This window comes from Xanthobacter agilis (assembly GCF_021730435.1).
Taxonomy (GTDB): Bacteria; Pseudomonadota; Alphaproteobacteria; order Rhizobiales; family Xanthobacteraceae; genus Xanthobacter; species Xanthobacter agilis.
In genome coordinates this window covers 21,910-47,694 of the sequence record NZ_JABWGX010000018.1, presented here as the reverse complement: position 1 = coordinate 47,694, position 25,785 = coordinate 21,910, and the positions used below count along the sequence as shown (strand labels likewise).

Genomic DNA, 25,785 nt, shown 5'->3' with positions numbered 1-25,785 from the left:
GTGCGGGGCAATAACTTACCGCACTGCAAGAATAAAAATTTGCGGCCCCGCGCGCAACTGGCACGCCGGGTGCGATACGCTGCGCGGACCCTAAAAAGGGAGGAAACCATGAACAAGCCCGAATTCCTCAGCCCGGAAAAGACATCGCCCTTCAAGGCGCGCTACGGCAATTTCATCGGCGGCACCTTCGTGGAGCCGGTGAACGGCCGCTATTTTGAGAACATCTCGCCGATCAACGGCAAGGTGATCTGCGAGGTGGCCCGCTCCGACGAGCACGACATCGAAAAGGCGCTCGACGCCGCGCATGCCGCCCGCGAATCCTGGGGCCGCACCCCGGCCGCCGAGCGCGCCCTCATCCTCAACCGCATCGCCGACCGGCTCGAGGAGAACCTCGACCTGCTGGCGCTGGCGGAGACCTGGGACAACGGCAAGCCGATCCGCGAGACCATGGCGGCCGACATTCCGCTCGCCATCGACCACTTCCGCTATTTCGCGGCCTGCGTGCGGTCCCAGGAAGGCGCGCTGTCGGAGATCGACCACGACACCATCGCCTACCATTTCCATGAGCCCCTCGGCGTGGTGGGCCAGATCATTCCCTGGAACTTCCCGATCCTGATGGGCGCCTGGAAGCTCGCCCCCGCGATCGCAGCCGGCAATTGCGTGGTGCTGAAGCCGGCCGAGCAGACCCCGGCCTCGATGCTGGTGCTGGCCGAGCTGATCGCCGACATCCTGCCTCCCGGCGTGCTCAACGTGGTGAACGGCTTCGGCCTGGAGGCCGGCAAGCCGCTCGCATCCTCGACGCGCATCGCCAAGATCGCCTTCACCGGCGAGACCGGCACCGGCCGGCTCATCATGGGCTATGCCAGCCAGAACCTCATTCCGGTGACCCTGGAGCTGGGCGGCAAGTCGCCGAACATCTTTTTCTCCGACGTGGCGGCGGAAGACGACGACTTCTTCGACAAGGCCATCGAAGGCTTCGTGATGTTCGCCCTCAACCAGGGCGAAGTGTGCACCTGCCCCAGCCGCGCCCTGATCCAGGAGAGCGTCTACGACCGCTTCATGGAGCGGGCGCTGAAGCGCGTGGCCGCCATCACGCAGGGCTCGCCGCTCGATCCCGCCACCATGATCGGTGCGCAGGCCTCCAGCGAGCAGATGCACAAGATCCTGTCCTATATCGACATCGGCCGGGCCGAGGGAGCCAAGGTGCTGGCCGGCGGCGAGCGCAACGTGCTCGAGGGCGACCTCGCGGACGGCTTCTATGTGAAGCCCACCGTGTTCCTCGGCAACAATTCCATGCGCATCTTCCAGGAAGAGATCTTCGGCCCGGTGGTGTCGGTGACCACCTTCAAGGATGAAGCGGAAGCCCTCCACATCGCCAATGACACGCTGTTCGGCCTCGGCGCCGGCGTGTGGACCCGCGATGGCTCCCGGGCCTATCGGTTCGGCCGCAGCATCCAGGCCGGGCGCGTGTGGACCAATTGCTACCACGCCTATCCCGCCCATGCGGCGTTCGGCGGCTACAAGCAGTCCGGCATCGGTCGCGAGACCCACAAGATGATGCTGGACCACTACCAGCAAACCAAGAACCTGCTGGTGAGCTACAGCCCGAAGAAGCTCGGTTTCTTCTGATCGTTCCGACCGCCGCGGCGTGATCGCGCCGCGGCCCGATACCGGCCGGCGGCGGGGCGGGGATGCCCGGCATCCTCATCTCAATCCGTCCCGCCGCCGGGGAACAAAGGGTTTGGGGCGTCGTTGGTCCGGCAGTGGACTCCATCCCGTCGCCGGCGGCGTCTCCAAAGTCCCTGGACCACCCGCGCTCAAGGAGGATCTGACGGCCATGACTGAGGCCGGAGACCAGTTTCCCCCTGGTTTCCGGCGGCCGTTGGCGTGCCCGGCGCCGTCACGCCCAATTCCCAATCCTGCCTGCGTTTCTTGAAGCCCGCGCGTCCTGCCCCCGCGCCATCGTCACGGTGTCGTTCCGTTCTGCCCCATGGTTGGCGGCGCGCCTGTCGCCAACCCGCGGCGCATTGGAGCGACCCCAGGGATCGTGCGTCGCCGCCACCGGGATCCGTGCCGCGATGCATCGAGGACCGGCGGCCAAGCGGCCTGTTGCCGTGCCGCCGCGAGAAGGGATCGAAAGGGAAAAGCATGACGAAGACCATGAAGGCCGCTGTCGTCCACGCATTCGGAAAGCCCCTGTCGATCGAGGAGGTGCCGGTGCCGACGCCTGGCGCCGGGCAGATCCTGGTCAAGATCGCGGCCAGTGGCGTGTGCCATACCGACCTGCACGCCGCCGAGGGCGACTGGCCGGTGAAGCCCAAGCCGCCCTTCATTCCCGGCCACGAGGGCGTGGGATATGTGGCCGCCGTGGGCGCGGGCGTGCGGCATGTGAAGGCGGGCGACCGGGTCGGCGTGCCGTGGCTCTACAATGCGTGCGGCCATTGCAAGCATTGCCTGGGCGGCTGGGAGACCCTGTGCGAGGAGCAGCAGAACACCGGCTATTCGGTGAACGGCGGTTTCGCGGAATATGTATTGGCCGACCCAAATTTCGTGGGCCACCTGCCGGGCAACATTTCCTTCACCGAGATTGCCCCGATCCTGTGCGCCGGCGTCACCGTCTACAAGGGACTGAAGGTGACCGACACCAAGCCCGACGACTGGGTGGTGATCTCCGGCATCGGCGGCCTCGGCCATCTCGCCGTGCAATACGCCAAGGCCATGGGCCTCAACGTGATCGCCGTGGACATCGACGATGCCAAGCTCGACCTGGCGCGGAGCCTCGGCGCGGCGCTGACCGTCAACGCGCGCACCACCGATCCGGTGGCGTTCGTGAAGAAGGAAGTGGGCGGGGCCCAGGGCGTGCTCGTCACCGCGGTTTCGCCCAAGGCGTTCGAGCAGGCGCTCGGCATGGTGGGGCGTGGCGGCACGGTGTCGTTGAACGGCCTGCCGCCCGGCGATTTCCCGCTGTCCATCTTCGACACGGTGCTGAACGGCATCACCGTGCGCGGCTCCATCGTCGGCACCCGGCTCGACCTGCAGGAGGCGATCAACTTCGCTGCGGAGGGCAAGGTGAGGGCGACCATCCACACCGACAGCCTGGACAACATCAACGACATCTTCGCCCGGATGCACAAAGGCGACATCCAGGGCCGGATCGTGCTCGACTTCGAGCACTGAGACCCGCGCGCCGCGCCGGGTGCCGGCGGGGCGCGGAACACCATCGGCGCCGGCGTGGCATCGGCCTTTGGCTGCCGCGCCGGTTGGCTGGGCGTGACGCTGCCTCATTCGTGGGCATCTGTGGACAAGGGGTTTTCGTAGCCCGAAAATTGGCCTTGTCCTTGCTCCTCTCCATTCCGGCTTTAGGTCCATGGAGAGTTGCGAATGTCAGACGATGCCCTGCACCCGGTCGTCGTAGCGAAGAAGACCGTCGAGGCCAACAACATGGTCTCCCTGGAACTGGTGGACCCCGCCGGTGCCGAACTGCCGGCCTTCTCGCCCGGATCGCATATCGACGTGACGATCCCCGGCGGCTTGGTGCGCCAATATTCATTGTTCAACAGCGCCAGCGAGCGCAGCCATTACCGCATCGGGGTCTGGAAGGACGCCAACAGCCGTGGCGGTTCCGTGGCCATCTATGAAAAGGTGAATGTCGGCGACACGCTCCAAGTGAGCACGCCGCGCAACCGCTTCAAGGTGCCGAAGGATACCGCCCGCGCCGTGCTGATCGCGCGGGGCATCGGCGTCACGCCCATTCTGAGCATCGCCGACCATCTGAAATCCAAGGATATTCCGTTCGAGCTGCACTATCTGTTCGCGGGCGGCTCGCCGGGGTCGTTCAAGGGCACCATCGAGGCATCGAGCTTCGCGGAGAACACCACCTTCTACCTGGAAGGCGCGCAGCCCCCGTTCAACCCGGCCACCATCCTGGCCGACCGGCCGGACGACACGCAGCTCTTCATCTGCGGCGTGGACTGGTGGATGGATCCCATCGCCAACACCGCGCAGCAAAAGGGCTTCGGTGCCAATCGCGTCCACATGGAGCGGTTCGGCGGCAAGGCGCCCGCGCCGCTGCTCGACAAGGTGTTTGAGGTGAAGATCGCCTCCACCGGCAAGACCTACCAGATCCCCGGCGACAAGTCGGTTTCGGCGGCGCTGGAAGAGAAGGGCGTGAAGATCCCCACCTCCTGCGAGCAGGGCGCCTGCGGCACCTGCAAGGTGAAGGTGCTGGAGGGTGAGGTGGACCACCGCGACAAGCGCCTCACCGCCGCCCAGCGCGACGAGGGGTGGATGCTGGCCTGCGTGTCGCGTGGAAAAGGCGACCTTCTGGTGTTGGACATGTGACAATCGGAAGGAAGGGGAGGCCGGCTGGTCCCGGCAACGGGCAGATGCCTCCCGCCCTCTGGTTTTTCGTTACCGTCCGAAGGGGGCCGGTCGTGGTGAAAATGCACGCGACGACGGGCCAAATTTTGGGCATCGGCGCCTCTGGGGAGACGCCGGGCCGGATCTCCATCGAGGGCTCGGACAATGGCGAGCGAGCAAGACCTGTGGCGAACAGCCTGGATCATCGCCGAGCAATACGGCGCGGAGGGCGTGGATTTCGCCGCCAGCATGGCGCAGAGCTTCGAGATCGGCGGCAAGCATGACGACCAGCAGACCTGGCTCGCCATTCTGCACCGGGTGAAGGAATTGACCGACGGTGCGGCCGGTCCGGGTCCGCAATAGACGATTTTTCCGAAGGTCGGGATCATCCGCGGCGCCACGAGGATCGGTTTCGGCGCGCGTCGTTTCGAGCGCCGGTCCCGCGCCGAGGGGTGGCCCTCAGCGCCCGGAGCGGCTCGCGGGCGAATTGGCGGTGTCCAGGAGGACCAGCAGTCCCTTGAGCAGCGCCACCGGTGAGGGCGGGCAGCCCGGAATCCGCAGGTCCACGGGCAAAACGGCTTCCACGCCGCCCGCCACCGCATAGCTGCCGGCGAACACACCGCCATTGATTGCGCAATCGCCGGCCGCGACCACCCATTTGGGGGCGGGCGTCGCGTCATAGGTGCGCTTCAGGGCCTCCGCCATGTTCTTGGCGACGGGGCCGGTCACCAGCAGCACGTCCGCATGCCGGGGGGAGGCCACGAATTTCAGGCCAAAGCGCTCCACGTCATAGAAGGCATTGGACAAGGCGTGGATTTCCAATTCGCAGGCGTTGCAGGAGCCGGCGTCCACCTCGCGGATGGCAAGGCTCCGCCCGAGCCGCGTCTGCGCGGCCACGCCGAGGCTGGCGGCCAGGGTGGCGATCTCGTCGGCCGCGGGGGCGGCTTCGGTGAGAGGGCCGGACAGAAGGCTGTTCAGCAGAAGATGACGCATCGCCGGTCCCTCACAGGTCGTGGCCCGCGTAGGAGCAGTTGAAGGATTTGTTGCACAAGGGAAAATCCGCCACGATGTTGCCCTCGATGGCGGCTTCCAGCAGCGGCCATTGGAACCAGGACGGGTCGCGCAGGTGGGCGCGCGCCACCCGCCCTTCGCCATCGAGCCGCACATAGGCGAACACATCGCCGCGGAAGCCTTCCACCAGCGCCACCCCTTCGCCCGGTCCGGCTTCCATGGGCACCTGTATCGGCCCCGCCGGCAGGGTGTCGAGCAGGCGCGTGACCAGGGACAGGCTCTCCTCGATCTCCAGGATGCGGATCCAGATGCGGGCGTTCACATCGCCGTCGGTGCGCACCGGGATGGAAAAAGGCATCTGATTGTAGGGCGGATAAGGCTGGACCCGGCGCGCGTCAAACGCCCGTCCGCTGGCCCGGCCCACGAAGCCGCCGGCGCCGAAGCGGCGGACCAGGGCTTCCTTGACGATGCCGGTGCCGACCGTGCGGTCCTGGATCGAGGTGGTCTCGTCATAGAGCCGCACCAGCTCCGGGAACGCGGCGCGGGCGGTTGTCACCAGCGCGCGCAAAGCGGAGACGCCCTCGGGGCCGAGGTCCATGGCGACGCCGCCGGGAATGGCCACATCCATCATCAGCCGATGGCCGAACGCGATGTCGCACGCGCGCAGGCAGCGCTCGCGCAGCACGCCGCAATGGGCGAGCATCAACGCGAAGGCGGCATCGTTGCAGATGGCCCCCACGTCGCCGAAATGATTGGCGAGCCGCTCCAGCTCCGCCGCCAGGGCGCGCAGCCAGATGGCCCGGGCGGGCGCGGCGATGCCGCGCGCGGCTTCCACGGCGCGGGCGAAGGCGAGGGCGAAGGCCACCGCGCTGTCACCGGAAATGCGGCCGGCGAGGCGCGCGGCTTCCTCGATGGAGGCGCCACCCATCAGGCCCTCGATGCCCCGGTGCACATAGCCGAGCCGCTCTTCGAGGCGCACCACTGTTTCGCCGTGGCAGGTGAAGCGGAAATGCCCAGGCTCGATGATGCCGGCATGGACCGGGCCGACTGGAATCTGGTGCAGCGCCGCGCCTTCGGCGGCGAGGAAGGCATAGGGCGCGGCGGGCGCTGCGGGCGCCGCCCGCCCCAGGGGCGCGGTGATGCCCCAGCGGCCATGATCGAGCCACGGGCGCGGGTCGCTCGCGTGGTCGGGCGTCAGGCCGTAGAGGTCCTGCACCGCGCGTTCCAAGCGCTGGGCGGGGGGATGGATGCGCCCGACCGAGGGAAAGCGTCGGTCCGGGCACAGGCAGGTGGCGATGCCGGCTTCGCCGGTGGCCTCGTCCAGCAGCGCCATGTGCACGGCATCCGCGTCGCCCCACAGCGAGACTAGGGTGAAGCGGCCCTGGGCCAGGTGCGCGGCGAGCGCCGACCAGTCGCCGGCCTCAAGGATCGCGCGCGGCCAGGGACGGCAGCCCTGCCGGCGGGTGCCGGCGGACAGGAGGGCGGAGAGGCTCTGCATCCCGAGGCTCCTATCCTAAGAGTTTCGCCACATGCTGGAACCACGTCACCAGCGGTCCCGGCAGATAGAGGCCGGCGATCAGCACCAGGGCGAGGTGCAGCAGCATGGGCCCATAGGAGGCCTTCACCGGCGCCGTGCCCGGCGAGGGCGCGCCGAAGGCGATGCCGGACAGCTTCAGCATCAGCGCTCCGAACGCGATGAGCAAGCCCACCACCAGCGGCACCGCCAGCAGCATCAGCGGAAACGGCGTGGCGAAGGTGGAGGTGACGAGCAGGAATTCGCTCATGAACACCCCGCCCGGCGGCAGCCCGGCGATGGCAAGCACGCCCACCACCAGCGACCAGCCGAGCAGGGGGTGGGAGGTGGTGAGCCCGCGGATGTCGGAGAGCTTCTGCGTGCCCTTCACCTGCACCGCATGGCCCACCGCGAAGAAGATGGCGGACTTGGTGAGCGAATGCATCACCATGTGCAGCAGGCCGGCGAAATTGGCGATCGGTCCGCCGATGCCGAAGGCGAAGGCGATCAGCCCCATATGTTCGATGGAGGAATAGGCGAACAGCCGCTTGATGTCCCGCCGCCGGTAGAGCATGGCGCCGGCGATGAGGAGCGAGGCGAGGCCCATGCCCATCAGCAGCGGCCCCGGCGCGAGCGCGCCGGGATTGAGCGCCAGCAGCAGTTTGAAGCGCAGCACCGCATACAGCGCCACGTTCAGCAGCAGGCCGGAGAGAACGGCGGAAATGGGGGTCGGTCCTTCGGCGTGGGCGTCCGGCAGCCATGCGTTGAGGGGGGCGAGGCCCACCTTGGTGCCGTAGCCCAACAGCAGGAACACGAAGGCGAGGTTGAGCAGCGCCGGGTCGAACTCCTGCACCCGGGTGACGAGCACGGTCCAGACCATGCCGTCCTGCCCCTCGCCGACCACCGGCTGGGCGGCCATGTAGATCAGGATGGTGCCGAACAGCGCCAGCGCGATGCCCACCGAGCCGAGCATGAAATATTTCCATGCCGCCTCGATCGCCTCCGGCGTGCGATAGAGCCCCACCATGAGCACCGTGGAGAGGGTCGCCACCTCGATCGACACCCACATCACGCCGAGATTGTTGGACACCAGCGCCAGCGTCATGCCGAACAGCAGCACCTGATACATGGCGTGGTAGATGCGCAGGTTGGCGGGCGTGAGCCGGCCCGTCTCCAGCTCGTGGGAGATGTAGGTGGCGCTGAACACGGCGGTGGTGAGGGCCACGAACGTGTTCAGGATCACGAACACGATGTTGAGATCATCCACCAGGATGTAGGGCCCGGCTTCCGGCCGCTGCACCAGCAGCCCCAGCGCCGCCAGGAAGGAGACGGCGCAGGCCGCCACATTGATCCAGGCGCCGGAGCGTGGGTGCGACCAGGGGGCAAGCAGGGCGGCGGCGAGCGCGGGGGTCGCGAGCAGCACCCCGATGCTGGAGGGAAGGCCGGTGGCAAAGCTCATGCGCGGCCCCCCCGGAACCGGTCCAGGGCGTCCACGTCCACGGTGTCGAAGCGTTCGCGGATGCGGAACAGGAACACGCCGATGACGATGAAGGCGATCAGCACCGAGAAGGCCACCGAGATCTCGACCACCAGCGGCATGCCCCGCGCCCCCGCGGCGGCGAGGATCAGGCCGTTTTCCAGCGACATGAAGCCGATGATCTGGCTGACCGCATTGCGCCGGGTCACCATCATCAACAGGCCCAGCAGCACCACCGACAAGGCGAAGGCGAGATCCTCCCGCGCCAGCGGGTCCGAGGTGGCCGTGACCGGCAGCATCACCACCAGGGCGAGGGCGACGAGGCCGATGCCGGCGAGCATGGTGGGGCCGGTGGCGAGCGCCGTTTCCACCTGCCGGTGAATGCCGAGCCGCGCCACCATGCGATGCAGCGCCACCGGAATCACGACGCCCTTGAAGGCGATGGCGATGACCGCCGTCACATAAAGATGCGGCGCGTGCTGGGCCTGGGCCTGCCAGGCCACCGAGGCGGCGAGCGCCACCGCTTGGAGGGCGAACACCTTGATGAGGGCGTTCAGCCGGCCCTGGTACAGCATCATCAGGCTGATGAGCACCATCGCCCCGGCCAGGAGATGGGCGACGTCGAAGACCAGATGGGGGAAAATGGGCTGCGGCATGGATCAGAGCCCCCGTGACACGAACAGCAGCAGCGTGCCGAGCAGCCCCAGCATCAGCGCGGCGCCGAGGAAGTCCGGCACCCGGAACACGCGCATCTTGGCGAGCGAGGCCTCGAACACCGCGAGCAGCACGGCGCCGATGGCGAGCTTGCCGAGATAGGCGGCGATGCCGAGCGGCATGTGGGCGAGCCCCGCCCCCACCGGCGCGATGCCCCAGGGCGCGAACACGCAGGCGATGAGGGAGATGTAGAGCAGCAGCTTCAACTGCGCCGACAGCTCGATGAGGGCGAGGTGGCGACCCGAATACTCAAGCACCATGGCTTCGTGCACCATGGTCAGCTCCAGGTGGGTCGAGGGATTGTCCACCGGGATGCGGGCATTCTCGGCGACGGCGACGATCATGAGCCCGATCAGCGCCAGCGCCAGCGACACCCGCAGGCCGACCCCCGACAGCATCACCTCGGCCACGGTCGAGAGCTGGGTGGAACCGGCCACCAGGGCGAGGCAGAACACCAGCATGATCATGGCCGGCTCGGCCAGCGACGAGATCATCATCTCGCGGCTGGAACCGAGGCCGCCGAACGGTGTGCCCACATCCATGCCGGCCAGGGCCAGGAAGAAGCGCGCGCTGCCCAGCAGCGCGGTGATGGCGATGAGGTCCGCCGACCAGGAGAACAGAAGCCCGCTGGCGAAAGTGGGCACCAGCGCCGCCGCCACCCAGGTCATGGCGAAGATGAGGTAGGGCGCCGCGCGGAACAGCCACGACGCGCCCTCGGCCACCACCGCTTCCTTGCGGAACAGCCGGGCCAGATCGCGATAGGGCTGGATGACGCTGGCGCCCCGCTTGCGGTAGAGCCGCGCCTTGAGCTTGCGCACCACGCCGGTGACGAGCGGCGCCAGGGCGAGCACCACCAGCATCTGGCCGCCCTGGATGAGGAGATCGCCGATCATGGCCATATCGCCAGCACCAGCAGCAGGAGGATGAGCGCCGCGAAGACGATGCCCAGATATTGGCGGATGGTGAGATGATGGAGCGCGTTGGCGCGCTCGGACAGGGTGCCCACCGCCTGCCCGATGGGGGTGTAGATGAGGCGCCAGGCCGGGTCGTCCTCGGTCAGGCGGATGCGCGCGGGGGAGAGGTCGCCGGGCGGCGGCAAGGTCACCTGCTCGCGGGCCCGGAACAGGCCGGTGGCGAACACCCGGCGGATGGGCTGGGCGAAGCTCGATGCGGTATATTGGGTGGCGGGGTCGCTGGAGGGGAAGCCGCAGTCCCAGGCTGGCGCCCGGCGCAGCGCGCGGGAGGCGAAGCGGTGGATCAGCAGCGCCGCCAGACCCGCCGAGATCACGATGAAGATGAACACCAAGAGGCCGTTATAGCTGGAACGGCTTTCGCCCACCGGGATGATGGAGAGCCAGGCCACATCGCTTTGCATGGGCATGCGCGCGCCGATGAGCGGCGCCACGACCGGTTGTAAGGTGTCGATCACCGGTCCCGGCAGGATGCCGGCGAGCACGCACAGGGTGGCGAGGCCGATCATGGCCCCGCGCGACCAGCGGTCCACCTCATGGGCGCCGGCCGCCGCATCCGAGCGCGCGCGGCCGAGGAAGCCGATGCCGTAGAGTCGCACGAAGCAGGCGGCGGCGAGCGCCGCGGCCAGCGCCAGCAGCGCGCCCACCGCCGGCACCAGCAGCTTGAGGCCCCAGGGCGCCAGCTCCGGGCTGAGCAGGATAGCCTGGAAGGTCAGCCACTCGGAGGCAAATCCATTGAGCGGCGGCAGCGCCGAGATCGCCGCCGCGCCCACCAGCATCACGACGCTGGTGGTGGGCATGCGGTGGATGAGGCCGCCGAGCTTTTCCAGGTCCCCGGTCCCGGTGGCGTCGAGCACCGCGCCGGCCCCGAAGAACAGAAGGGATTTGAACAGAGCGTGGTTCAGCGCGTGGAACAGGCCGGCGGTGAGCGCCAGCGCCCCGGCGGCCTCAAGCCCGTTGCCCTTGAAGGCGAGGGCGAGGCCCAGCCCGACGAAGATGATGCCGATGTTCTCGATGGTGGAGAAGGCCAGCACGCGCTTGATGTCCGCCTGGAGCATGGCCTGGAGCACGCCCAGGGTGGCGGTGATGCCCCCCGCCGCCAGCACCGGAATGCCCCACCACCACGCCGGCGGGCCGGCGAGGTCGAACACGATGCGGATGAAGCCGTACACCGCCACCTTGGTCATCACCCCGCTCATGAGGGCGGACACGTGGCTGGGGGCCGCCGGGTGCGCCAGCGGCAGCCACACATGCAGCGGCACCAGGCCCGCCTTCGAGCCGGCGCCCACCAGCGCCAGCGCCAGCACCACCGCCGGGACGAGCGCGCCATGGGGGCGCCCGGCCATGTCGGCGAAGGCATAGGCGCCGGACGATCCCGCCAGCAGCGCGAACGCCAGCATCAGCATCAGCGTGCCGAAGGTGGCCATGACGATATAGATGAAGCCGGCGCGCAGATTGTCCGCGGCCTTGTCGTGGGCCACCACCATGGCCCACGAGGCCAGGGACATCAGCTCCCAGCCGAACAGGAAAGTGTAGGCGTCGCCGGCCACCAGCACGAGGTTCATGGCGCCGAGGAAGGCGGGGAAGAAGGGCTGCACCCGCTCGGGCGAATGCTCGTGCCGCCCGTAGCCGATGGCATAGAGGCTCGCGGCCACCCCGCCGAGATTCACCACCAGGATGAAGAAGGCGGACAGCGTGTCGAGCCGCACATGGGCGCCGATAAGGGGTAGGCCGAGGGGCAGCACCCGCGCGGCGGGGGCGTCGAACAGGGCGGCGAGGCCGCAGGCGAAGCCCGCCGCCGCGATCGCCGCGCTTGCACCATAGACGAGGGGGCGTCCCGCCGGCCGGCGTCCGAGGGCGAGCGCCAGCACCGAGGTCGCCGCGAAGGCGAGGATCACGATCAAAGCCACAGTGAGGGCGTTGCCGTCGCCGATGGCCATCGCGGTTGTCGCGCTGTCACCCACGCCTCAGCCCTCCGCGTTCACGCTGGGGACACGGCGGGCCGGAGCCCTGAGCCGCACGCCGCGCCCGCCGGCTTCGCTGGCCGCATTCTCGCCGATCAGCTCGACGCCGGCCGTCTCCAGGGCCGCGACCAGCTTCATGAGGGAATCCACATTGCCGCGAATGACCCCCTCGCTCCCCTCCATGCGCTGGATGGTGGGGACGGACAGGGTCGAGAGGGCCGCAAGCCCCTTTTGGTCGAGGCCGAGCAGGGCACGGGCGGCACGGAGCTGAGCAGATGTGATCACGGCACGCATCGGGCGAGTGAAGCTATCGTTTCTTACAGCTACACCGCCCCTAATCCGATTTCAACACTAACTTATAATGTTTAAAACATCACTTGGTGACGCTGCCGCCGCACCCTTGTCCCACCGGGATGGTGTGGCGCGGCGGCGCTGCGCTCAGGCGATGAGCCGGTAGGCGGGAAGGGTCAGGAACTCTTCGAACGTGTCCGCCAGCGACATGTCGGCGAACAGGGCGATGGCCTCAGGGAAGCGGCCGGCGTCATAGACAGCGGCTCCCAGCACCGCGCGCAACTGCGCCATCTCGTCGTCGAGCAGGGCTTGGAACAGCTCGCCGGTCACCGTGCGGCCGTCGTCCAGCGCGGCCTTGAGGTGGATCCACTGCCAGACCTGGGCGCGGCTGATCTCGGCGGTGGCGGCGTCCTCCATGAGGTTATAGAGGGGCACCGCGCCGCGTCCGCGCAGCCAGGCCTCGATATATTGGACGCCGACCCGGATGTTCTCGCGCAGACCCGCCTCGGTGCGGGCGCCCTGGTGCATCTCCAGGAGGTCGTCGCGGGTCACGTTGGCCGGCGCCCGCGCGGCGTCGCGCTGGTTGGCGTTCGGCATGAGGCGGTCGAACACCGCCCGCGCCACCGGCACCAGGTCGGGATGGGCGACCCAGGTGCCGTCGCAGCCGAGCCCGGCCTCGCGCTCCTTGTCGGCCTGGACCTTGGCGAAGGCGGCGGCGTTGGCTTGCGGGTCGCCCTTCACCGGGATCTGGGCGGCCATGCCACCCATGGCGAAGGCGTTGCGGCGGTGGCAGGTTTCGACCAGCAGCCGGCAATAGGCCCGCAGAAAGGCCTCGCTCATGACCATGCGGCCACGATCCGGGGTGAGGAAGCGCGGGTTCTTTCCGAGCCGCTTGATGAAGGAGAAGATGTAGTCCCAGCGGCCGAGATTGAGGCCGGCCATGTGGTCCTTCAGCTCAAAGAGGATCTCGTCCATCTCGAACACGGCCGGCAGGGTCTCGATGAGCACGGTGGCCTTGATGGTGCCGTGGGCAAGGCCGAGCGCGTCCTCCGAGAAGCTGAACACGTCGTTCCACAGCCGCGCTTCCAGGTGGCTTTCGGTCTTGGGCAGATAGAAATAGGGGCCGGAGCCCTGGGCCAGGGCCGCTTTGGCATTATGGAACGTGTACAGGGCGAAGTCGAACAGGGCGCCGGACATCTCCTCGCCGTCGATCCGCACATGGGCTTCCGGCAGGTGCCAGCCGCGCGGGCGGATGATGAGCACGGCCGGCTTCGGGCCGAGCGCATAGGCCTTGCCGGTGGTGGCGTCGGTGAAGTCGATGGCGCCGGCCCAGCGATCCTTCAGGTTGATCTGGCCTTCGATCATGTTGGCCCAGGTGGGCGAAGAGGCGTCCTCGAAATCCGCCATGAACACCTTGGCGCCCGAGTTCAGGGCGTTGACGATCATCTTGCGATCCACCGGGCCGGTGATCTCCACCCGGCGGTCGAGCAGGTCGGCCGGCAGCGCGGCAATGGTCCAGTCGGCGGCACGGACGGCGGCGGTCTCGGGCAGGAAATCGGGCAGTTGGCCCGCGTCGAACGCCGCCTGCCGTGCGGCGCGGCGTTCCAGCAACGCCTTGCGGGTGGGGTTGAACCGGCGCTGGAGCGCGGCCGCGAAGGCCAGCGCCTCGGGAGTCAGAATCTCCTCGAAGCGGGGGGCGAGGGCGCCGGTCACGGCGATGCCGGGCGAGGTCTCGGCGGCGGGAAGGGCCTTGGCGGCGGACAAAGTCATGGCGTGCGGCCTCCTTGAGCCACAGGTGAGGGAGCGGGAATGGGTGGTGCCGCGCTTGACGCATCTTCACGCGAAAGAACGGCCGGTGCGCGTCAAAAAACGCGTAAAATCAAAAGTCTAGGGCGATGGCCCGCAGTTGCGCGCGCGCCGCCCGTCGTCAGCGCGCGGCCGAGACGGCGGCGCGGAGCGTTTTTGCGGCCGCCTCGGGATCGTCCGCCCCGCAGATGGCGGAGACGACGGCGATGCCGTTCGCGCCGGCCCGGATCACCTCCGGCGCCATGGCGGCATCGATGCCGCCGATGCCCACCAGGGGCAGGCGCGTCAGCGCCCGCACCGCGGCGACGCCCGACGGGCCGATGGCCGCGCCCGCATCGACCTTGGTGCCGGTGGCCTTCACCGGGCCGACGCCGAGATAATCGACGCCGCACAGATCGGAGGCCGCGTGTTCGGCCGGATTGCCCACCGAGAGGCCCAGGATGCGGCCCGGCCCCAGGAGGGCGCGGGCGTCGGCGGGTGTCATGTCGTCCTGGCCCAGGTGGACACCGTCGGCGTCGGCGGCTACCGCCACATCCACCCGGTCGTTGATGACGAGGGGAATGCCCAGGGGCGCCAGCAGCGTCTTCAGGGCGCGGGCCTGCTCCACCAGGGCGCGACCGTGGGCCTGCGGGTCGCGCAATTGCACCAGGGTCACCCCGCCTTTCACCGCCGCCGCCACTGTCGCTTCGAGCCCGCGCGCCGCGGTCAGGCGCGGGTCGGTGACGAGGTAGAGCGAGAGATCAAAGGCCATCGCCATGGTGAGGAACCCGTTGGGCGCAGGACGGCGACCCGTCCGTCCGTCCTGTGGTAGCGCTCCCCATCGGCCATGTCCAACCGCGCTGCGGCAATGCACTTTCGCCGATAAGGCAAAAATATCGCCCGCATTCGGCCGGACTATTGCCGATGACCCTTGCCGGGATGCGGTGGCCTCGAGAGGGTGTTCCGGTCGCGCTGGCTCATGTCAGCCGCTCTAGCTTACTGCATTCACGCATTTTCTTCACGCGAACCGGAATTCACTTCGCTTGAAAATGCTCGAGGAGAGCGGCGGGGCGGGGGCCGCCGGTGGCCCAATCGAGAAGCTCCACCGTGTGCACCACGCTCACGCCCATGCCGGCGGCGATCTGGGTGAGGCAGCCGATGTTGCCGGCGGCCACGATGTCGGGCTTCACGGCCTCCAGGGTGGCAACCTTGCGCGCCAGGAGGGCCTCGGCAAGGTCGCTCTGGAGCATGTTGTAGGTGCCGGCGGAGCCGCAGCACAGGTGCGGATCGGCCGGCTCCACCACTTCGAAGCCGGCCCGGCGCAGGAGATCGAGGGGCGGCGCCTTGACCTTCTGCCCATGCTGGAGCGAGCAGGCCGAATGATAGGCCACGCGCGCGCCGCGCGGTGGTTGGGCGGGAAAGTCGAGGGTGGCCAGGAATTCGGTGATATCCCGCACCTGGGCGGCAAGCGTGGCGGCCTTTCGGGCATAGCCGGGGTCGCGGCCGAGCAGGTGGCCATAGTCCTTCAGCGTGGTCCCGCAGCCGGAGGCGGTGGTGAGAATGGCGTCGAGCCCGCCGCGCGCCATCTCGCGGGTGAAGGCGTCCACATTGGCGCGAGCGAAGGCCTGGGCGTCCGCGGCGCGGCCCATATGGTGAACCAGCGCGCCGCAGCAGCCCTGATCGGTCACGCGCACCACCTCCACTCCCAGCCGGTTCAGCAGGCGGATGGCGGCGACGTCGATCCCAGGCTGAAGCACCTGCTGGGCGCAGCCCTCGAGCAGCGCCACCCGCGCCCGCCGCGGCCCCTGGGCGGGGCTCACGCGAGCGGCGTTCGCGGCAGGCGCCACCGTGCGTGGCGCGAGCCGCAGCATGGCGGCGAGGGGCTTCAGCGGCCCGCGCGCGAACAGGCCCGCGAACGGGCGCCCCAGCGCGGCGGCCTTCAGCGCCAGCCGGAAGCGAGCCGGGTGGGGCAGCACGCGGGCGAGGACGGCGCGGATGAGCCGGTCGGCCAGGGGGCGGGTGTAGGTCGTCTCGATATGGGCGCGGGCATGGTCCACCAGGTGCATGTAATGCACGCCCGAAGGGCAGGTGGTCATGCAGGACAGGCAGGAGAGGCAGCGGTCGATGGGCTCCACCTCCTCCGTGGTGGCGGGCCGGCCGCTCTCCAGCATGTCCTTGATGAGGTAGATGCGGCCGCGCGGGCTGTCGCGCTCGTCACCCAGCAGCGTGTAGGTGGGACAGGTGGCGGTGCAGAAGCCGCAGTGCACGCACGTCCTCAGGATCGCATCGGCCTCGGCGATGGCGGGATCGGCGCGCTGGGCGGAGGAAAAATGGGTCTGCATCAGCGGCCTGCGGGTGGATCGGGGCGGAAGGTGGTACGTCGAAGCCGGTTCCATGGCCGCGCCGGTGGCGGGGCTGCGGTGCGGCCGGATGTGGGACCCAGCGGCCCAGGATCGGGAGAAGGATCGGTGGAAGGACCGTGCCGATGATTGGGGCGGGGGGCTGGGCATGGCGCGGTCATGTCACCATCCGTCATGCATCCGGCCGGGATTGAGCACGCCGGCCGGGTCGAAGCTGGCCTTCACCCGTTCCGTCAGCGCGGCCAGGGCGCCGTCGAGGGGTTGGAACACCGCCACCCGCGCCCGTTCGGCGGCGGTGGCGCGGACCAGGGTGGCGTGTCCACCATGGGGGGCGAGCGCCGCCCGCACCTGATCCGCCGCCGCGTCCGCGTCGGGCAGCGCCAGCCAGACGAGGCCGCCGGCCCAGTCGCAATAGGTCTCGGCGCCGAGCGTGTCCGCGAGCCGGGCGGCGAGGGGCGGTCCGGCCGTGGGCGCCGTGGACAGGCGCCACAGCGCCCCAATGAATGCTCCAGTGAACGCCCCCGTGTCCCCACCCGTATCCTGCGCCGCGAACGGAGCCGCGTCCCGCACGCTCCGCCACAGGGCGGCCGAGGCGTCGGCGTCCAGGATCTCGGCTCCGCCGAAGGGCGCGAGCACCCGCCGTAGCAGGTCCCGCCGCGCCTGAACCGAGGGGGCGACGCCCTCCAGGCGCAACGCCACCGTGTCCCGCGCGTTGAGGCCGGGCATGCGCCCTGCCACGCCGGCCGGCGCAAAGGCGGCCCCGGACACCTCGCAGGGGGAGCCCATGGCCGCGCTCATCGCTTCGGCCGCGCGGTGCGGCGAAAGGTGCGGCACCAGCAGTGTGCATTCCGTTTCCGGCCGGGGCAGCACCTTGAGGGTGATTTCGGTGGCCACCCCCAGGGTACCGAAGGCGCCGGCGAACAGGCGCGGCAGGTCGTAGCCGGTGACGTTCTTCACCACCCGGCCGCCGGCCTTGAACAGTTCGCCCCGCCCCGACACCGCCCGCAGTCCCAATGCATGGTCGCGCACGCCGCCGGCGCTGATGCGGCGCGGGCCGGCGATGTTCACGGCAAAAAGTCCGCCGAGGGTGCCGGCGCGGGGGGCGCCGCCGAGCACGGGACCAAGGTCCATGGGCTCGAACGCCAGCATCTGGCCCCTGGCCGCCAGCAGGTCCTCGATCTCCCGGACCGGCGTGCCGCAGCGGGCGGACAACACCAGTTCCTCGGGCTCATAAAGGGTCACGCCGGTGAGGGCCGAGACATCCAGCACTGCATCCGCCGCCGTCGCCCGGCCGAAGGCGCGTTTAGAGCCCGCACCGATCACTTCGAGGGTCTGGTGGCGGGCAAAGGCGGTGGCGACGGCTTCGGCCACGTCCTGCTCGTCGCGGGGGAGAAGGGTTTCGCGCATAACGTCCATCGGCGGCTCAGAAGCGCGGCAGATCGGGGAAGGGCAGGGCGCCGCCGCTCACATGCATCGCGCCCATCTCGGCGCAGCGGTGGAGGGTGGGGAACACCTTGCCGGGGTTCAGCAGGCTCTCGCCGTCGAAGGCGCACTTGAGGCGTTGCTGCTGGGCGAGGTCCGTGGCGTTGAACATCTCGGGCATCAGGTCCCGCTTCTCGATGCCCACCCCGTGCTCGCCGGTGAGCACGCCGCCCACCGCCACGCACAGGCGCAGGATGTCGGCGCCGAAGGCTTCCGCCGCTTCCAGCTCGCCGGGGGCGTTGGCGTTGTAGAGGATGAGCGGGTGCAGATTGCCGTCGCCGGCATGGAACACATTGGCCACCCGCAGGCCATACCGCAGCGACAGCTCCCGCATGCGGGCGAGGACGAACGGTAGCTGGCGGCGGGGAATGGTGCCGTCCATGCACAGGTAATCGGGCGAGATGCGCCCCACCGCTGGAAATGCCGCCTTGCGTCCGGCCCAGAAGCCCAGCCGTTCTTCTTCGTTCTGCGAGACGCGCAGGGTGGTGGCGCCGCAATCGCGCGCCAGCGCCTCCACCGCGCCGAGCAGATGGGCGCATTCGGCCTCCGGCCCGTCCAGCTCGACGATGAGCAGGGCCTCCACATCCAGCGGGTAGCCGACGTTCACGAACGCCTCGGCGGCGGCGATGGCATCCTTGTCCATCATCTCGATGCCGGCCGGGATGATGCCGGCGGCGATGATCCTGGCCACGCAATCGCCCGCGCTTTCGGAGGAGGGGAAGCCCACCAGCACCGCGCGGGCGGTCTGCGGCTTCTTCAACAGCCGCACGGTGACTTCCGTTACCACCCCGAGCAGGCCTTCCGAGCCGATCACCACCGACAGCAGGTCGAGCCCGCCCGCGTCGAGATGCTTGCCGCCGAGGCGCACGATCTCGCCGGTCATGAGCACCAGCTCGGCCCCGAGCACATTATGGGTGGTGAGCCCGTATTTCAGGCAGTGCACGCCGCCGGAATTCTCCGCCACATTGCCGCCGATGGTGCAGGCGATCTGCGAGGAGGGATCGGGCGCGTAATAGAAGCCGTGCGGTTCCACCGCCTTGGTGATGCCAAGGTTGGTCACCCCCGGTTCCACCACCGCGCAGCGGTTGGCGATGTCGATCTCGCGGATGCGCGTGAACTTGCCGAGCCCCAGGAGCACCCCGTCGGCCAGCGGCAGCGCCCCGCCGGAAAGGGAGGTGCCGGCGCCGCGCGGCACCACGCGGATGCGGCGCGCGTGGCAGTATTTCAGCACGGCCGCCACGTCCGCGGTGGTCGCGGGCAGCACCACGACCAATGGCAATTGGCGATGGGCGGTGAGGGCGTCGGATTCATAGGGGCGCATGGCCCGCGGGTGGTCGATCACCGCCCCCGCGCCGACCAGGCGGCGCAGGTCCGCGACGATCCCGGCGCGGCCGGCAAGGACCCGCGCGTCGGGCTCAGGCATGGCGAGGCGGGGGGCCTCCGGCGGCACGGGGGCCGTTGCTCCCATGATGACGCGTCCTCTTCCGTCTGTTTGGACCAACTATAATCGGTCCGGCGGAAAAAGCCGTCGCTGATTGTTGCCGTTACGGATAAAGTGAGCGCGACAACCGGAACAATCACCGCCCGCGCCTGCCGATGATCGACAATCTGGCCGACCTTGAAATCTTCGCCCGCATCGTCACCGCCGGCAGCCTGTCCGCCGCCGGGCGCGAGCTGGGGCTGTCGCCGCCGGTGGTGTCGAAGCGGGTGCAGCGGCTGGAGGAACGGCTGGGCACCCGGCTGTTCCAGCGCACCACCCGCAAGGTGACCCTCACCGAGGCCGGGGAGGGACTCTATGAGCGGGTGGTGGCCATTCTCGCGGCGGTGGAGGAGGCCGAGAACCAGCTCGCCCACGGCTCGGCCGAGGCGCGCGGCCTGCTGCGGGTCTCGGCGCCCACATCGTTCGGGCGCATGCACATCGCTCCCCACATGGGGCCGCTGCTGAAGGCCAATCGCGACCTCACCGTCGATATCGAGTTGACCGACGGGTTCGTGGATATCGTGGGGGAGGGGTTCGACCTCGCCATCCGCATCGCCGATCTCGACGATTCGAGCCTGGTGGCGCGGCGCCTCGCGCCGGTGCATCGGGTGCTGTGCGCGACGCCGGACTATCTCGCTGGCGCCGGCGAGCCCCGGTCCATCGACGACCTTTCAAACCATGTGCTGCTCGCCACCCACAGCCAGGACCCCTGGCGGCTGGAGGGACCGGAGGGGCCGGTGACCCTGCGCATCGCCGCCCCGCTGCGCACCAATTCCAACGAGGTGGTGCGGGCGGCGGTGCTCGCCTCGGTGGGCATCGCCTTGCGCTCCACCTGGGATGTGGGGCCGGAGCTGCGGTCCGGCGCGCTGAAGGTGGTGCTGCCCCAGTGGCGCGCATCGCACCGGGTGGGGGTGTATGCGGTCTATCCCTCGCGCCGCTTCCTGCCGCGCAAGGTGCGCCTGTTCATCGACCACCTCGCGGCGCTCTATGGCCCGGTGCCGTCCTGGGACGAGGGCTTGGAGGATCTGCTTGCGGCGGGGCCTGCGTCGGACGGCGCGGGCGTGTGAAATCGGGTTGGCCCGGCGGGGCGGCCGGTCCATAAGTAGGCCTTCCCATTTCACCGTGTCCCCATGCCCCACTCCGATCATCCCCCCACCACGCTCACGCTCGCGGGTTTTTTCGACGGCGCGCGCACCATCTTTCCACTCATGCCCGGCCTGGTCGTGTTCGCCATGGCGTTCGGCGCGGCGGCGGCCCAGAAGGGGCTGAGCCTGACCGAGGCCGGCCTGTTCAGCGGCCTCGTCTTCGCCGGGCTCGCCCAGATGGTGGCGCTGGAAGGCTGGTCCACCCATTGGACCGCCGCCTCGCTGCTGGCGCTGGGTTTCCTCACCATGACCGTGAACATGCGCCATGTGCTGATGGCGGCGGCGCTGCGGCCCTGGTTCGCGCCGCTGCCGGCGTGGCAGTCCTATTCGGCGCTGGTGCTGCTGGCCGACAACAACTGGGCGCTGGCCATGCGCTACCACACCCAGGGCGGCCGGGACGCGGGCTATTTCATCGGCGCCGGGTTCATCACCTGGGTGATCTGGGTCATCGGCACCTTGGCCGGGCATGTGGTGGGCGGCGGCATTCCCGATCCCAAGGCGGTGGGGGTGGATCTGGTGGTGCCGGCCTTCTTCATCGCCATGCTGCTGCCCAATTGGCGCGGGCGCCGCGAGGCGGTGGGGTGGGGCGTGGCGGCCACGGTCGCCATTGTCACGTCATTCGTGCTGGCGGGCTGGTGGTTCATCGTCATCGGCGCCCTGGCGGGGGCGGTGGCCGGGGGCTTCACCGATGAGCGTTGATGCCGGCACCCTCCTCGCCATCTGCGTGATGGCCCTTGCGACGGTGTTCAACCGCACCGCCGGTTTCTTCCTGATGCGCCTCATTCCGGTGACGCCACGGGTGCGCAAGGTGCTGGATTGCCTGCCCGGCGCGGTGCTGGTGGCGCTCCTGGCCCCGGGCGCGGTGCACGGCGACAAGGGCATGATGGCCGGCCTCGTCGCCGCCGTGGTGGCCGCCAAGCTGGTGCGCAACGACCTCATTCCGGTGGCTGCGGCCATGGCGGCGGCGGCCGCCACCCGCGCCTTCCTGCCCTGAGCGGACGCCGCAATCGGCACCTGGGGGCGGCTGTGAGGCTGTCGGTGGGACACGGCGGGCGCGGCCTTCAGACCCCCGACAAAGACCAAGGGCCGCGGCCTCCGTCGGGAGGCCGCGGCCCTTGGTCTTTCCGTTCTGTCGCTCGCCGCTGTCATTCCCGGCGGAAACGACTCCGCCCGGATCACATGGCCGTCTTCACATGCCCTTCTTCACATGGCCTTCTGGCTGGTGTTGGTCGCCGCGCGCTCGCCGGCGGCGGGGGTGGGCGCGGCGACCGGGGCGCCGGCCTGGGAGGCGGGCGTGACGGCGGGCGCGGCGGGCGCCGGCTTGGGCTTCGGCCGCGCCTTCAGCGCCTGCACGGAAGCCACGACCTCGGCGTGCAGCATGGGCGACTTCTCGATGTTGAAGTGGTCGAGAGCGGTCACTGCGTCCAGGTTGCGGTTGACCAGCGTGCCGCGGAAGCCCGGACCGCTGGCGAGGCGCTTTCCGTAGCCGTTGTTCGACTGGTAATAGTTGACGAACCTGCCGGACGCCCTTCCCACGGTGGTGACGCCCACCGGGTCGAAGGTCACCACGAGCTTGGCCGGGGTGCCGAGGGCGGTCAGCCGCTCTCCCGCCTCGACGGCGGCGTCGGCGCCGAGGGAGTGTCCGATGATGATGATGGGGGAGTTGCGGTCGGCCCGGCTGACGGCCGAGGCCTGGGCCGCCACCTGCTCCCACTGGCCGTATTCATAGACGGTCGCGGGAATGCCCCGGGCGTTGAGCTTGGCGGCCAGGTCGTCCATGCCATAGGAGAAGACGTTGGCGAGGCCGCGCATGAGATAGACATGCGGTGTGCCTTGCGCGGCGGCCGGGCGTCCGGTGGCAATCAGGAACAGCGCTGCAAACAGCGCCATGGCGAAGCGCAAGCTCAACTTCATTTGGACACCATGGATCGTGACGGTCGAGTTCTGCCGCCAATTTGGCCCGGCGGCAACCCAAGTTTGGTTAACGCCGGCAACAGTCCGGCGAGAGCGACATTTTGCGCAGGGGCCGTGGCGTGGAGGCATCATCCCAGGGGCTTAAGGGGAGTGCGGGCGGCCCTTAGTCCGCGGTGCCCACCAGCAGGATATGCAGGCTGCGGGGGCCATGGGCGCCGAGCAGGAGCGTTTGCTCGATGTCGGCGGAGCGCGAGGGGCCGGTGACCCAGTTCACCGCGCGCGGCAGCGCCCCTTCGCCGAATCGGGCGCGGATGCGGGTCCAGACCGTTTCGTAGTCCCCGTCCACCTCGCGCGCGTCCACCACCACCAGGTGATGGTCGGGCAGGAAGTTGAGGGTGGTGGGATTGTCCTGCCCGGACAACAGCACCACCGTTCCCGATTCGGCGATGCCGGCGAAGGCGTGGGAGAGGCCCACCAGCTGGTGCCCGTCCGAGGCGCCGATCCACACGTCGAGCTGAGGTTCCTTGTGCCACGGCAGGTCCGCCAGGCGCGGATCGGTGCCGCGCAGCAGCGAGGAGGGCAGGTTGCGGGCGCGCAGGTAGGCGGCGATGGCGCCCGGCACCTCGTCCATGGACGGCAGGTGGTCGAGGCTGGCCGCCGCCGCCAGCACCATGTCCTTGAACAAGGCGATGCGTTCGGACGGCGGAAGCTGGCCACGGGCGGGGATCACGCCGGCGGGATGGCCCTTCAGGCGGTCGGCCACCTCCTGGCGGCGCGGTGCTTCCCTCGAGGTCACGCCGAGGGCGCGGCGCACGGAGGCGAGGACGGTCTCGCGTGAGCCGGTCATGCTGCGGTGCTCCGGTTGGAGGCCTTGCGGGCGCGCCACTGGGCCTGGAACGTGTCGCCCTCGGGGGCGGGGAAATCGCGATACCTGGTCCAGCCCCCCGCGAGTGGCAGGCTGGAGAAGCGTCCCCTGGTGCCGCCGAGCAGGGCGAGGGCTTTCATGGCAAGCCGCGTCGCCGGCCGGTAGAGCCAGCCGCGGGTGGCGAGGAAGCCCCACACCTTCAATCCGTAGCGCTGGGGCGCCGGGGTGAGGTGCCGCTCGAACTCCTTCTCCCGCCAGTGGCGCATGAGCTTGGGCAGGGGAATGCGCACCGGGCACACCTCCTCGCACCGGCCGCAGAAGGTGGAGGCATTGGGCAGATTGGCGCCCTTCTCCACACCGATGAGGGAGGGCGTCAGCACCGCGCCCATGGGGCCGGGATAGACCCAGCCGTAAGCGTGGCCGCCGATGGCATGGTAGACCGGGCAATGGTTCATGCAGGCGCCGCAGCGGATGCACCGCAGCATCTCGCGCAGGTCGCCCTGGAGCATGGCCGAGCGGCCGTTGTCCAGCAGCACCACATGATATTCGCCCGGTCCGTCCGGATCGTCGGCGCGGCGCGGGCCGGTGGAAAACGAGGTGTAGACGCTCATGTCCTGGCCGGTGGCCGAGCGGGCGAGCACGCGCAGGAGCTGGGTGGCGTCCTCCAGCGTCGGCACCAGCTTTTCCAGGGAGGCAAGCACGATGTGCGCCTTCGGCAGGGTCTGGGTCAGGTCGCCGTTGCCCTCATTGGTGACCAGCACCGAGGTGCCGGTTTCCGCGATCAGGAAATTGGCGCCGGTGATGCCGACATCCGCCATCAGGAACTTCTGGCGCAGTTCACCGCGGGCCTCGGCCAGCAGCGCGGTGGGCTCGGTGAGGTCGCGGTCGGCCGGGAGGTCGGTGTGCACCCGGCGGAAGTCCGCCTCCACCTGCCGTTTGTTGAGGTGGATGGCGGGGGCGATGATGTGGGACGGCGTCTCGTGCCGGATTTGGATGAGATACTCGCCGAGGTCGGTCTCCACCGGCAGGATGCCCTGCGCCTCCAGATGGTCATTGAGGCCGATCTCTTCCGAGATCATGCTCTTGCCCTTGGTCACCGTGCGCGCGCCGAGGCGCTTGCAGATGTCGGTGATGATGGCGCGGGCGTCCGCCGCGTCGACCGCGAAGTGGACGTGGCCCCCGGCTGCGCGCACCTTCTCCTCGAACTGCTCCAGATAGAGGTCGAGATGGGCCAGGGTGTGGGTCTTGATGTCCCGCGCGCTGTCGCGCAGGGCCTCGAATTCGGGCATCTTGTCGGCGGCGGCGCGACGCTTGCCGATGAAGCCGGGACCCACCTTGGCGAGCGCTTCCTGAAGCTGGGCGTCCTTCAGCGCTTCGGCGGCGTTTTCCTTCAGGTGCGGCGAGGTGATGGCAACCGTCATGGCCCGATCCTTCAGCCTTTCCTGGCGACGCCGATGGCCGGCTGGTCGCCCATGCCGGCCAGCACTTCCGCCACATGGCGCACGGCGATGTCCTGCCCCTCGCGCTGGAGCTTGCCCGCCATGTTCATGAGGCAGCCGAGATCGCCCGCCACCAGCGTGTCGGCGCCGGAGGCGGCGATGTTGGAGGCCTTCTTGCCGACGATGGCATCGGAAATGGCCGGATACTTCACGCAGAAGGTGCCACCGAAGCCGCAGCAGGTGTCGGCATCCGCCATCTCGTTGAGGGTAAGCCCCTCCACCGAGGCGAGCAGCGCGCGCGGCTGATCCCTCACCTTGAGCTCGCGCAGGCCCGAGCAACTGTCGTGATAGGTGACGACGCCGTCGTAGCGCGCGCAAACCCGGGTCACGCCCAGCACGTCCACCAGGAACGACACCAGCTCGAACACCTTGGCGCAAAACCGCTCGGCGCGGATCATGGCGTCCGGCTCGCCGGCGAACAGCTCCGGATAATGGGCCTTCATCATGCCGGCGCAGGAGCCGGAGGGCGCCACCACATAGTCGAAGCTCTCGAACGCGGCGATGGTCTGCTCCGCAAAGACGCGGGCGGTGGCGCGGTCGCCGGAATTGAAAGCCGGCTGGCCACAACAGGTCTGGCGCGGCACGTCCACCTCGCAGCCGGCCTCCGCCAGGAGCTTGGCCGCCGCGAACCCCACCGAGGGGCGGATGGTGTCCACCAGGCAGGTGCAGAACAGGCCCACCCGGGGCGGGCGATGGGACGGGGAAGATGAGGGCGCTGAAGATGAGGTCATGGCAGCTCGGCGCTCGGGCGCCCCGGCGAAGCGGACAGGGCTTCGCGCGGTGGCGGTCAGTTCGGAACCGAAGCCGTCGCAGCGTGGCACCCGGCCGCGCGGACGGCCCCGGCAGGGCCGCTATGGGCGAAGGCGCGTCCGGACGGGACGCGCCAAGCGCTCACATTGGAACGATCCTATATCACTTCCCCCGTCGGGGTGGAATGCGGGCGGGCGGGGCGCGG

23 protein-coding genes are annotated in these 25,785 nt (G+C 69.2%); 7 read left to right on the top strand and 16 right to left on the bottom strand.

Annotated features, from left to right (window positions below; genetic code table 11):
* Positions 1–108: 108 nt before the first annotated feature.
* From adh to HUW53_RS13870, 4 genes are all read left to right on the top strand, one after another.
* A complete protein-coding gene (adh, locus tag HUW53_RS13885; RefSeq protein WP_237346362.1) occupies positions 109–1,629 on the top strand; it encodes an aldehyde dehydrogenase in 1,521 nt (506 codons plus the stop codon).
* 519 nt (positions 1,630–2,148) lie between these two features.
* Positions 2,149–3,177 carry an alcohol dehydrogenase AdhP gene (adhP, locus tag HUW53_RS13880; protein WP_237346361.1) on the top strand — a complete coding sequence of 343 codons (1,029 nt, stop codon included), beginning with the start codon at positions 2,149–2,151 and terminating at the stop codon, positions 3,175–3,177.
* Positions 3,178–3,381: 204 nt separating this feature from the next.
* A complete protein-coding gene (locus HUW53_RS13875) occupies positions 3,382–4,341 on the top strand; it encodes a PDR/VanB family oxidoreductase (RefSeq protein WP_237346360.1) in 960 nt (319 codons plus the stop codon).
* Positions 4,342–4,524: 183 nt separating this feature from the next.
* On the top strand, positions 4,525–4,722 hold the full coding sequence (locus HUW53_RS13870) for a hypothetical protein (protein WP_237346359.1): 198 nt from the start codon (positions 4,525–4,527) through the stop codon (positions 4,720–4,722).
* Between the two features lie 96 nt (positions 4,723–4,818).
* Here HUW53_RS13870 and HUW53_RS13865 read toward each other — a convergent pair whose 3' ends face one another.
* The 12 genes from HUW53_RS13865 to HUW53_RS13810 form a co-directional block, all read right to left on the bottom strand.
* Entirely contained in the window at positions 4,819–5,352 is a 534-nt protein-coding gene (locus tag HUW53_RS13865) for an NADH-quinone oxidoreductase subunit B family protein (protein WP_237346358.1), read from the bottom strand.
* Positions 5,353–5,362: 10 nt separating this feature from the next.
* Complete coding sequence (locus HUW53_RS13860) at positions 5,363–6,868, bottom strand: hydrogenase large subunit (protein WP_237346357.1); 1,506 nt, start codon at positions 6,866–6,868, stop codon at positions 5,363–5,365.
* 10 nt (positions 6,869–6,878) lie between these two features.
* Entirely contained in the window at positions 6,879–8,342 is a 1,464-nt protein-coding gene (locus HUW53_RS13855; RefSeq protein WP_237346356.1) for a hydrogenase 4 subunit F, read from the bottom strand.
* Positions 8,339–9,016: a hydrogenase-4 component E gene (locus HUW53_RS13850; protein WP_237346355.1), complete on the bottom strand. Its 678-nt coding sequence runs from the start codon at positions 9,014–9,016 to the stop codon at positions 8,339–8,341. The genes HUW53_RS13855 and HUW53_RS13850 overlap by 4 nt, the downstream gene beginning before the upstream one ends.
* Positions 9,017–9,019: 3 nt before the next feature.
* Complete coding sequence (locus HUW53_RS13845) at positions 9,020–9,973, bottom strand: respiratory chain complex I subunit 1 family protein (protein ID WP_237346354.1); 954 nt, start codon at positions 9,971–9,973, stop codon at positions 9,020–9,022.
* A complete protein-coding gene (gene hyfB, locus HUW53_RS13840) occupies positions 9,964–11,985 on the bottom strand; it encodes a hydrogenase 4 subunit B (protein ID WP_237346412.1) in 2,022 nt (673 codons plus the stop codon). Before hyfB ends, HUW53_RS13845 begins: the two co-directional genes overlap by 10 nt.
* Positions 11,986–12,012: 27 nt before the next feature.
* Positions 12,013–12,303 (bottom strand): helix-turn-helix domain-containing protein, encoded by a 291-nt coding sequence (locus HUW53_RS13835; RefSeq protein ID WP_272904240.1) that lies wholly within the window; start codon positions 12,301–12,303, stop codon positions 12,013–12,015.
* Positions 12,304–12,447: 144 nt separating this feature from the next.
* A complete protein-coding gene (gene aceB / locus HUW53_RS13830) occupies positions 12,448–14,070 on the bottom strand; it encodes a malate synthase A (protein WP_237346352.1) in 1,623 nt (540 codons plus the stop codon).
* 157 nt (positions 14,071–14,227) lie between these two features.
* A complete protein-coding gene (gene thiE / locus HUW53_RS13825; RefSeq protein ID WP_237346351.1) occupies positions 14,228–14,863 on the bottom strand; it encodes a thiamine phosphate synthase in 636 nt (211 codons plus the stop codon).
* 256 nt (positions 14,864–15,119) lie between these two features.
* A complete protein-coding gene (gene glcF / locus HUW53_RS13820) occupies positions 15,120–16,427 on the bottom strand; it encodes a glycolate oxidase subunit GlcF (protein ID WP_237346350.1) in 1,308 nt (435 codons plus the stop codon).
* A gap of 180 nt (positions 16,428–16,607) precedes the next feature.
* Positions 16,608–17,861, bottom strand: coding sequence for a glycolate oxidase subunit GlcE (gene glcE, locus HUW53_RS13815; RefSeq protein ID WP_307500712.1), 1,254 nt, complete (start codon positions 17,859–17,861; stop codon positions 16,608–16,610).
* Between the two features lie 7 nt (positions 17,862–17,868).
* The gene (locus HUW53_RS13810; RefSeq protein ID WP_237346349.1) at positions 17,869–19,395 is read right to left on the bottom strand and encodes an FAD-linked oxidase C-terminal domain-containing protein; all 1,527 of its coding nucleotides are present in this window, start codon (positions 19,393–19,395) and stop codon (positions 17,869–17,871) included.
* A gap of 128 nt (positions 19,396–19,523) precedes the next feature.
* Here HUW53_RS13810 and HUW53_RS13805 point away from each other — a divergent pair, with 128 nt between their 5' ends.
* The 3 genes from HUW53_RS13805 (at position 19,524) to HUW53_RS13795 (ending at position 21,546) form a co-directional block, all read left to right on the top strand.
* Positions 19,524–20,474 carry a LysR family transcriptional regulator gene (locus HUW53_RS13805; protein ID WP_237346348.1) on the top strand — a complete coding sequence of 317 codons (951 nt, stop codon included), beginning with the start codon at positions 19,524–19,526 and terminating at the stop codon, positions 20,472–20,474.
* A 63-nt stretch (positions 20,475–20,537) separates the two neighbouring features.
* A complete protein-coding gene (locus HUW53_RS13800) occupies positions 20,538–21,251 on the top strand; it encodes an AzlC family ABC transporter permease (RefSeq protein ID WP_237346347.1) in 714 nt (237 codons plus the stop codon).
* Positions 21,241–21,546 carry an AzlD family protein gene (locus HUW53_RS13795; protein WP_237346346.1) on the top strand — a complete coding sequence of 102 codons (306 nt, stop codon included), beginning with the start codon at positions 21,241–21,243 and terminating at the stop codon, positions 21,544–21,546. Before HUW53_RS13800 ends, HUW53_RS13795 begins: the two co-directional genes overlap by 11 nt.
* Positions 21,547–21,755: 209 nt before the next feature.
* On the opposite strand, the gene HUW53_RS13790 is transcribed toward HUW53_RS13795, so the two are convergent.
* The 4 genes from HUW53_RS13790 to HUW53_RS13775 form a co-directional block, all read right to left on the bottom strand.
* Positions 21,756–22,466 (bottom strand): alpha/beta hydrolase family protein, encoded by a 711-nt coding sequence (locus HUW53_RS13790; RefSeq protein WP_237346345.1) that lies wholly within the window; start codon positions 22,464–22,466, stop codon positions 21,756–21,758.
* 163 nt (positions 22,467–22,629) lie between these two features.
* Positions 22,630–23,313: a LutC/YkgG family protein gene (locus tag HUW53_RS13785; protein ID WP_237346344.1), complete on the bottom strand. Its 684-nt coding sequence runs from the start codon at positions 23,311–23,313 to the stop codon at positions 22,630–22,632.
* A complete protein-coding gene (locus tag HUW53_RS13780; RefSeq protein ID WP_237346343.1) occupies positions 23,310–24,752 on the bottom strand; it encodes a LutB/LldF family L-lactate oxidation iron-sulfur protein in 1,443 nt (480 codons plus the stop codon). The genes HUW53_RS13785 and HUW53_RS13780 overlap by 4 nt, the downstream gene beginning before the upstream one ends.
* A gap of 11 nt (positions 24,753–24,763) precedes the next feature.
* Positions 24,764–25,561, bottom strand: a complete 798-nt coding sequence (locus tag HUW53_RS13775; protein ID WP_237346342.1) for a (Fe-S)-binding protein — start codon at positions 25,559–25,561, stop codon at positions 24,764–24,766.
* Between the last annotated feature and the right edge of the window lie 224 nt (positions 25,562–25,785).

Bases quoted from the DNA above. Each gene is read 5' to 3' on its own strand.
- HUW53_RS13850 (WP_237346355.1), bottom strand. From the start codon at position 9,016: ATGCCGCAGCCCATTTTCCCCCATCTGGTCTTCGACGTCGCCCATCTC.
- adh (WP_237346362.1), top strand. From the start codon at position 109: ATGAACAAGCCCGAATTCCTCAGCCCGGAAAAGACATCGCCCTTCAAG.
- HUW53_RS13810 (WP_237346349.1), bottom strand. From the start codon at position 19,395: ATGGGAGCAACGGCCCCCGTGCCGCCGGAGGCCCCCCGCCTCGCCATG.
- HUW53_RS13795 (WP_237346346.1), top strand. From the start codon at position 21,241: ATGAGCGTTGATGCCGGCACCCTCCTCGCCATCTGCGTGATGGCCCTT.
- HUW53_RS13835 (WP_272904240.1), bottom strand. From the start codon at position 12,303: ATGCGTGCCGTGATCACATCTGCTCAGCTCCGTGCCGCCCGTGCCCTG.
- adhP (WP_237346361.1), top strand. From the start codon at position 2,149: ATGACGAAGACCATGAAGGCCGCTGTCGTCCACGCATTCGGAAAGCCC.
- HUW53_RS13775 (WP_237346342.1), bottom strand. From the start codon at position 25,561: ATGACCTCATCTTCAGCGCCCTCATCTTCCCCGTCCCATCGCCCGCCC.
- HUW53_RS13790 (WP_237346345.1), bottom strand. From the start codon at position 22,466: ATGAAGTTGAGCTTGCGCTTCGCCATGGCGCTGTTTGCAGCGCTGTTC.
- thiE (WP_237346351.1), bottom strand. From the start codon at position 14,863: ATGGCGATGGCCTTTGATCTCTCGCTCTACCTCGTCACCGACCCGCGC.
- HUW53_RS13865 (WP_237346358.1), bottom strand. From the start codon at position 5,352: ATGCGTCATCTTCTGCTGAACAGCCTTCTGTCCGGCCCTCTCACCGAA.
- HUW53_RS13855 (WP_237346356.1), bottom strand. From the start codon at position 8,342: ATGAGCTTTGCCACCGGCCTTCCCTCCAGCATCGGGGTGCTGCTCGCG.
- aceB (WP_237346352.1), bottom strand. From the start codon at position 14,070: ATGACTTTGTCCGCCGCCAAGGCCCTTCCCGCCGCCGAGACCTCGCCC.
- glcE (WP_307500712.1), bottom strand. From the start codon at position 17,861: ATGGACGTTATGCGCGAAACCCTTCTCCCCCGCGACGAGCAGGACGTG.
- HUW53_RS13870 (WP_237346359.1), top strand. From the start codon at position 4,525: ATGGCGAGCGAGCAAGACCTGTGGCGAACAGCCTGGATCATCGCCGAG.
- HUW53_RS13800 (WP_237346347.1), top strand. From the start codon at position 20,538: ATGCCCCACTCCGATCATCCCCCCACCACGCTCACGCTCGCGGGTTTT.
- glcF (WP_237346350.1), bottom strand. From the start codon at position 16,427: ATGCAGACCCATTTTTCCTCCGCCCAGCGCGCCGATCCCGCCATCGCC.
- HUW53_RS13785 (WP_237346344.1), bottom strand. From the start codon at position 23,313: ATGACCGGCTCACGCGAGACCGTCCTCGCCTCCGTGCGCCGCGCCCTC.
- hyfB (WP_237346412.1), bottom strand. From the start codon at position 11,985: ATGGCCATCGGCGACGGCAACGCCCTCACTGTGGCTTTGATCGTGATC.
- HUW53_RS13875 (WP_237346360.1), top strand. From the start codon at position 3,382: ATGTCAGACGATGCCCTGCACCCGGTCGTCGTAGCGAAGAAGACCGTC.
- HUW53_RS13845 (WP_237346354.1), bottom strand. From the start codon at position 9,973: ATGGCCATGATCGGCGATCTCCTCATCCAGGGCGGCCAGATGCTGGTG.
- HUW53_RS13780 (WP_237346343.1), bottom strand. From the start codon at position 24,752: ATGACGGTTGCCATCACCTCGCCGCACCTGAAGGAAAACGCCGCCGAA.
- HUW53_RS13860 (WP_237346357.1), bottom strand. From the start codon at position 6,868: ATGCAGAGCCTCTCCGCCCTCCTGTCCGCCGGCACCCGCCGGCAGGGC.
- HUW53_RS13805 (WP_237346348.1), top strand. From the start codon at position 19,524: ATGATCGACAATCTGGCCGACCTTGAAATCTTCGCCCGCATCGTCACC.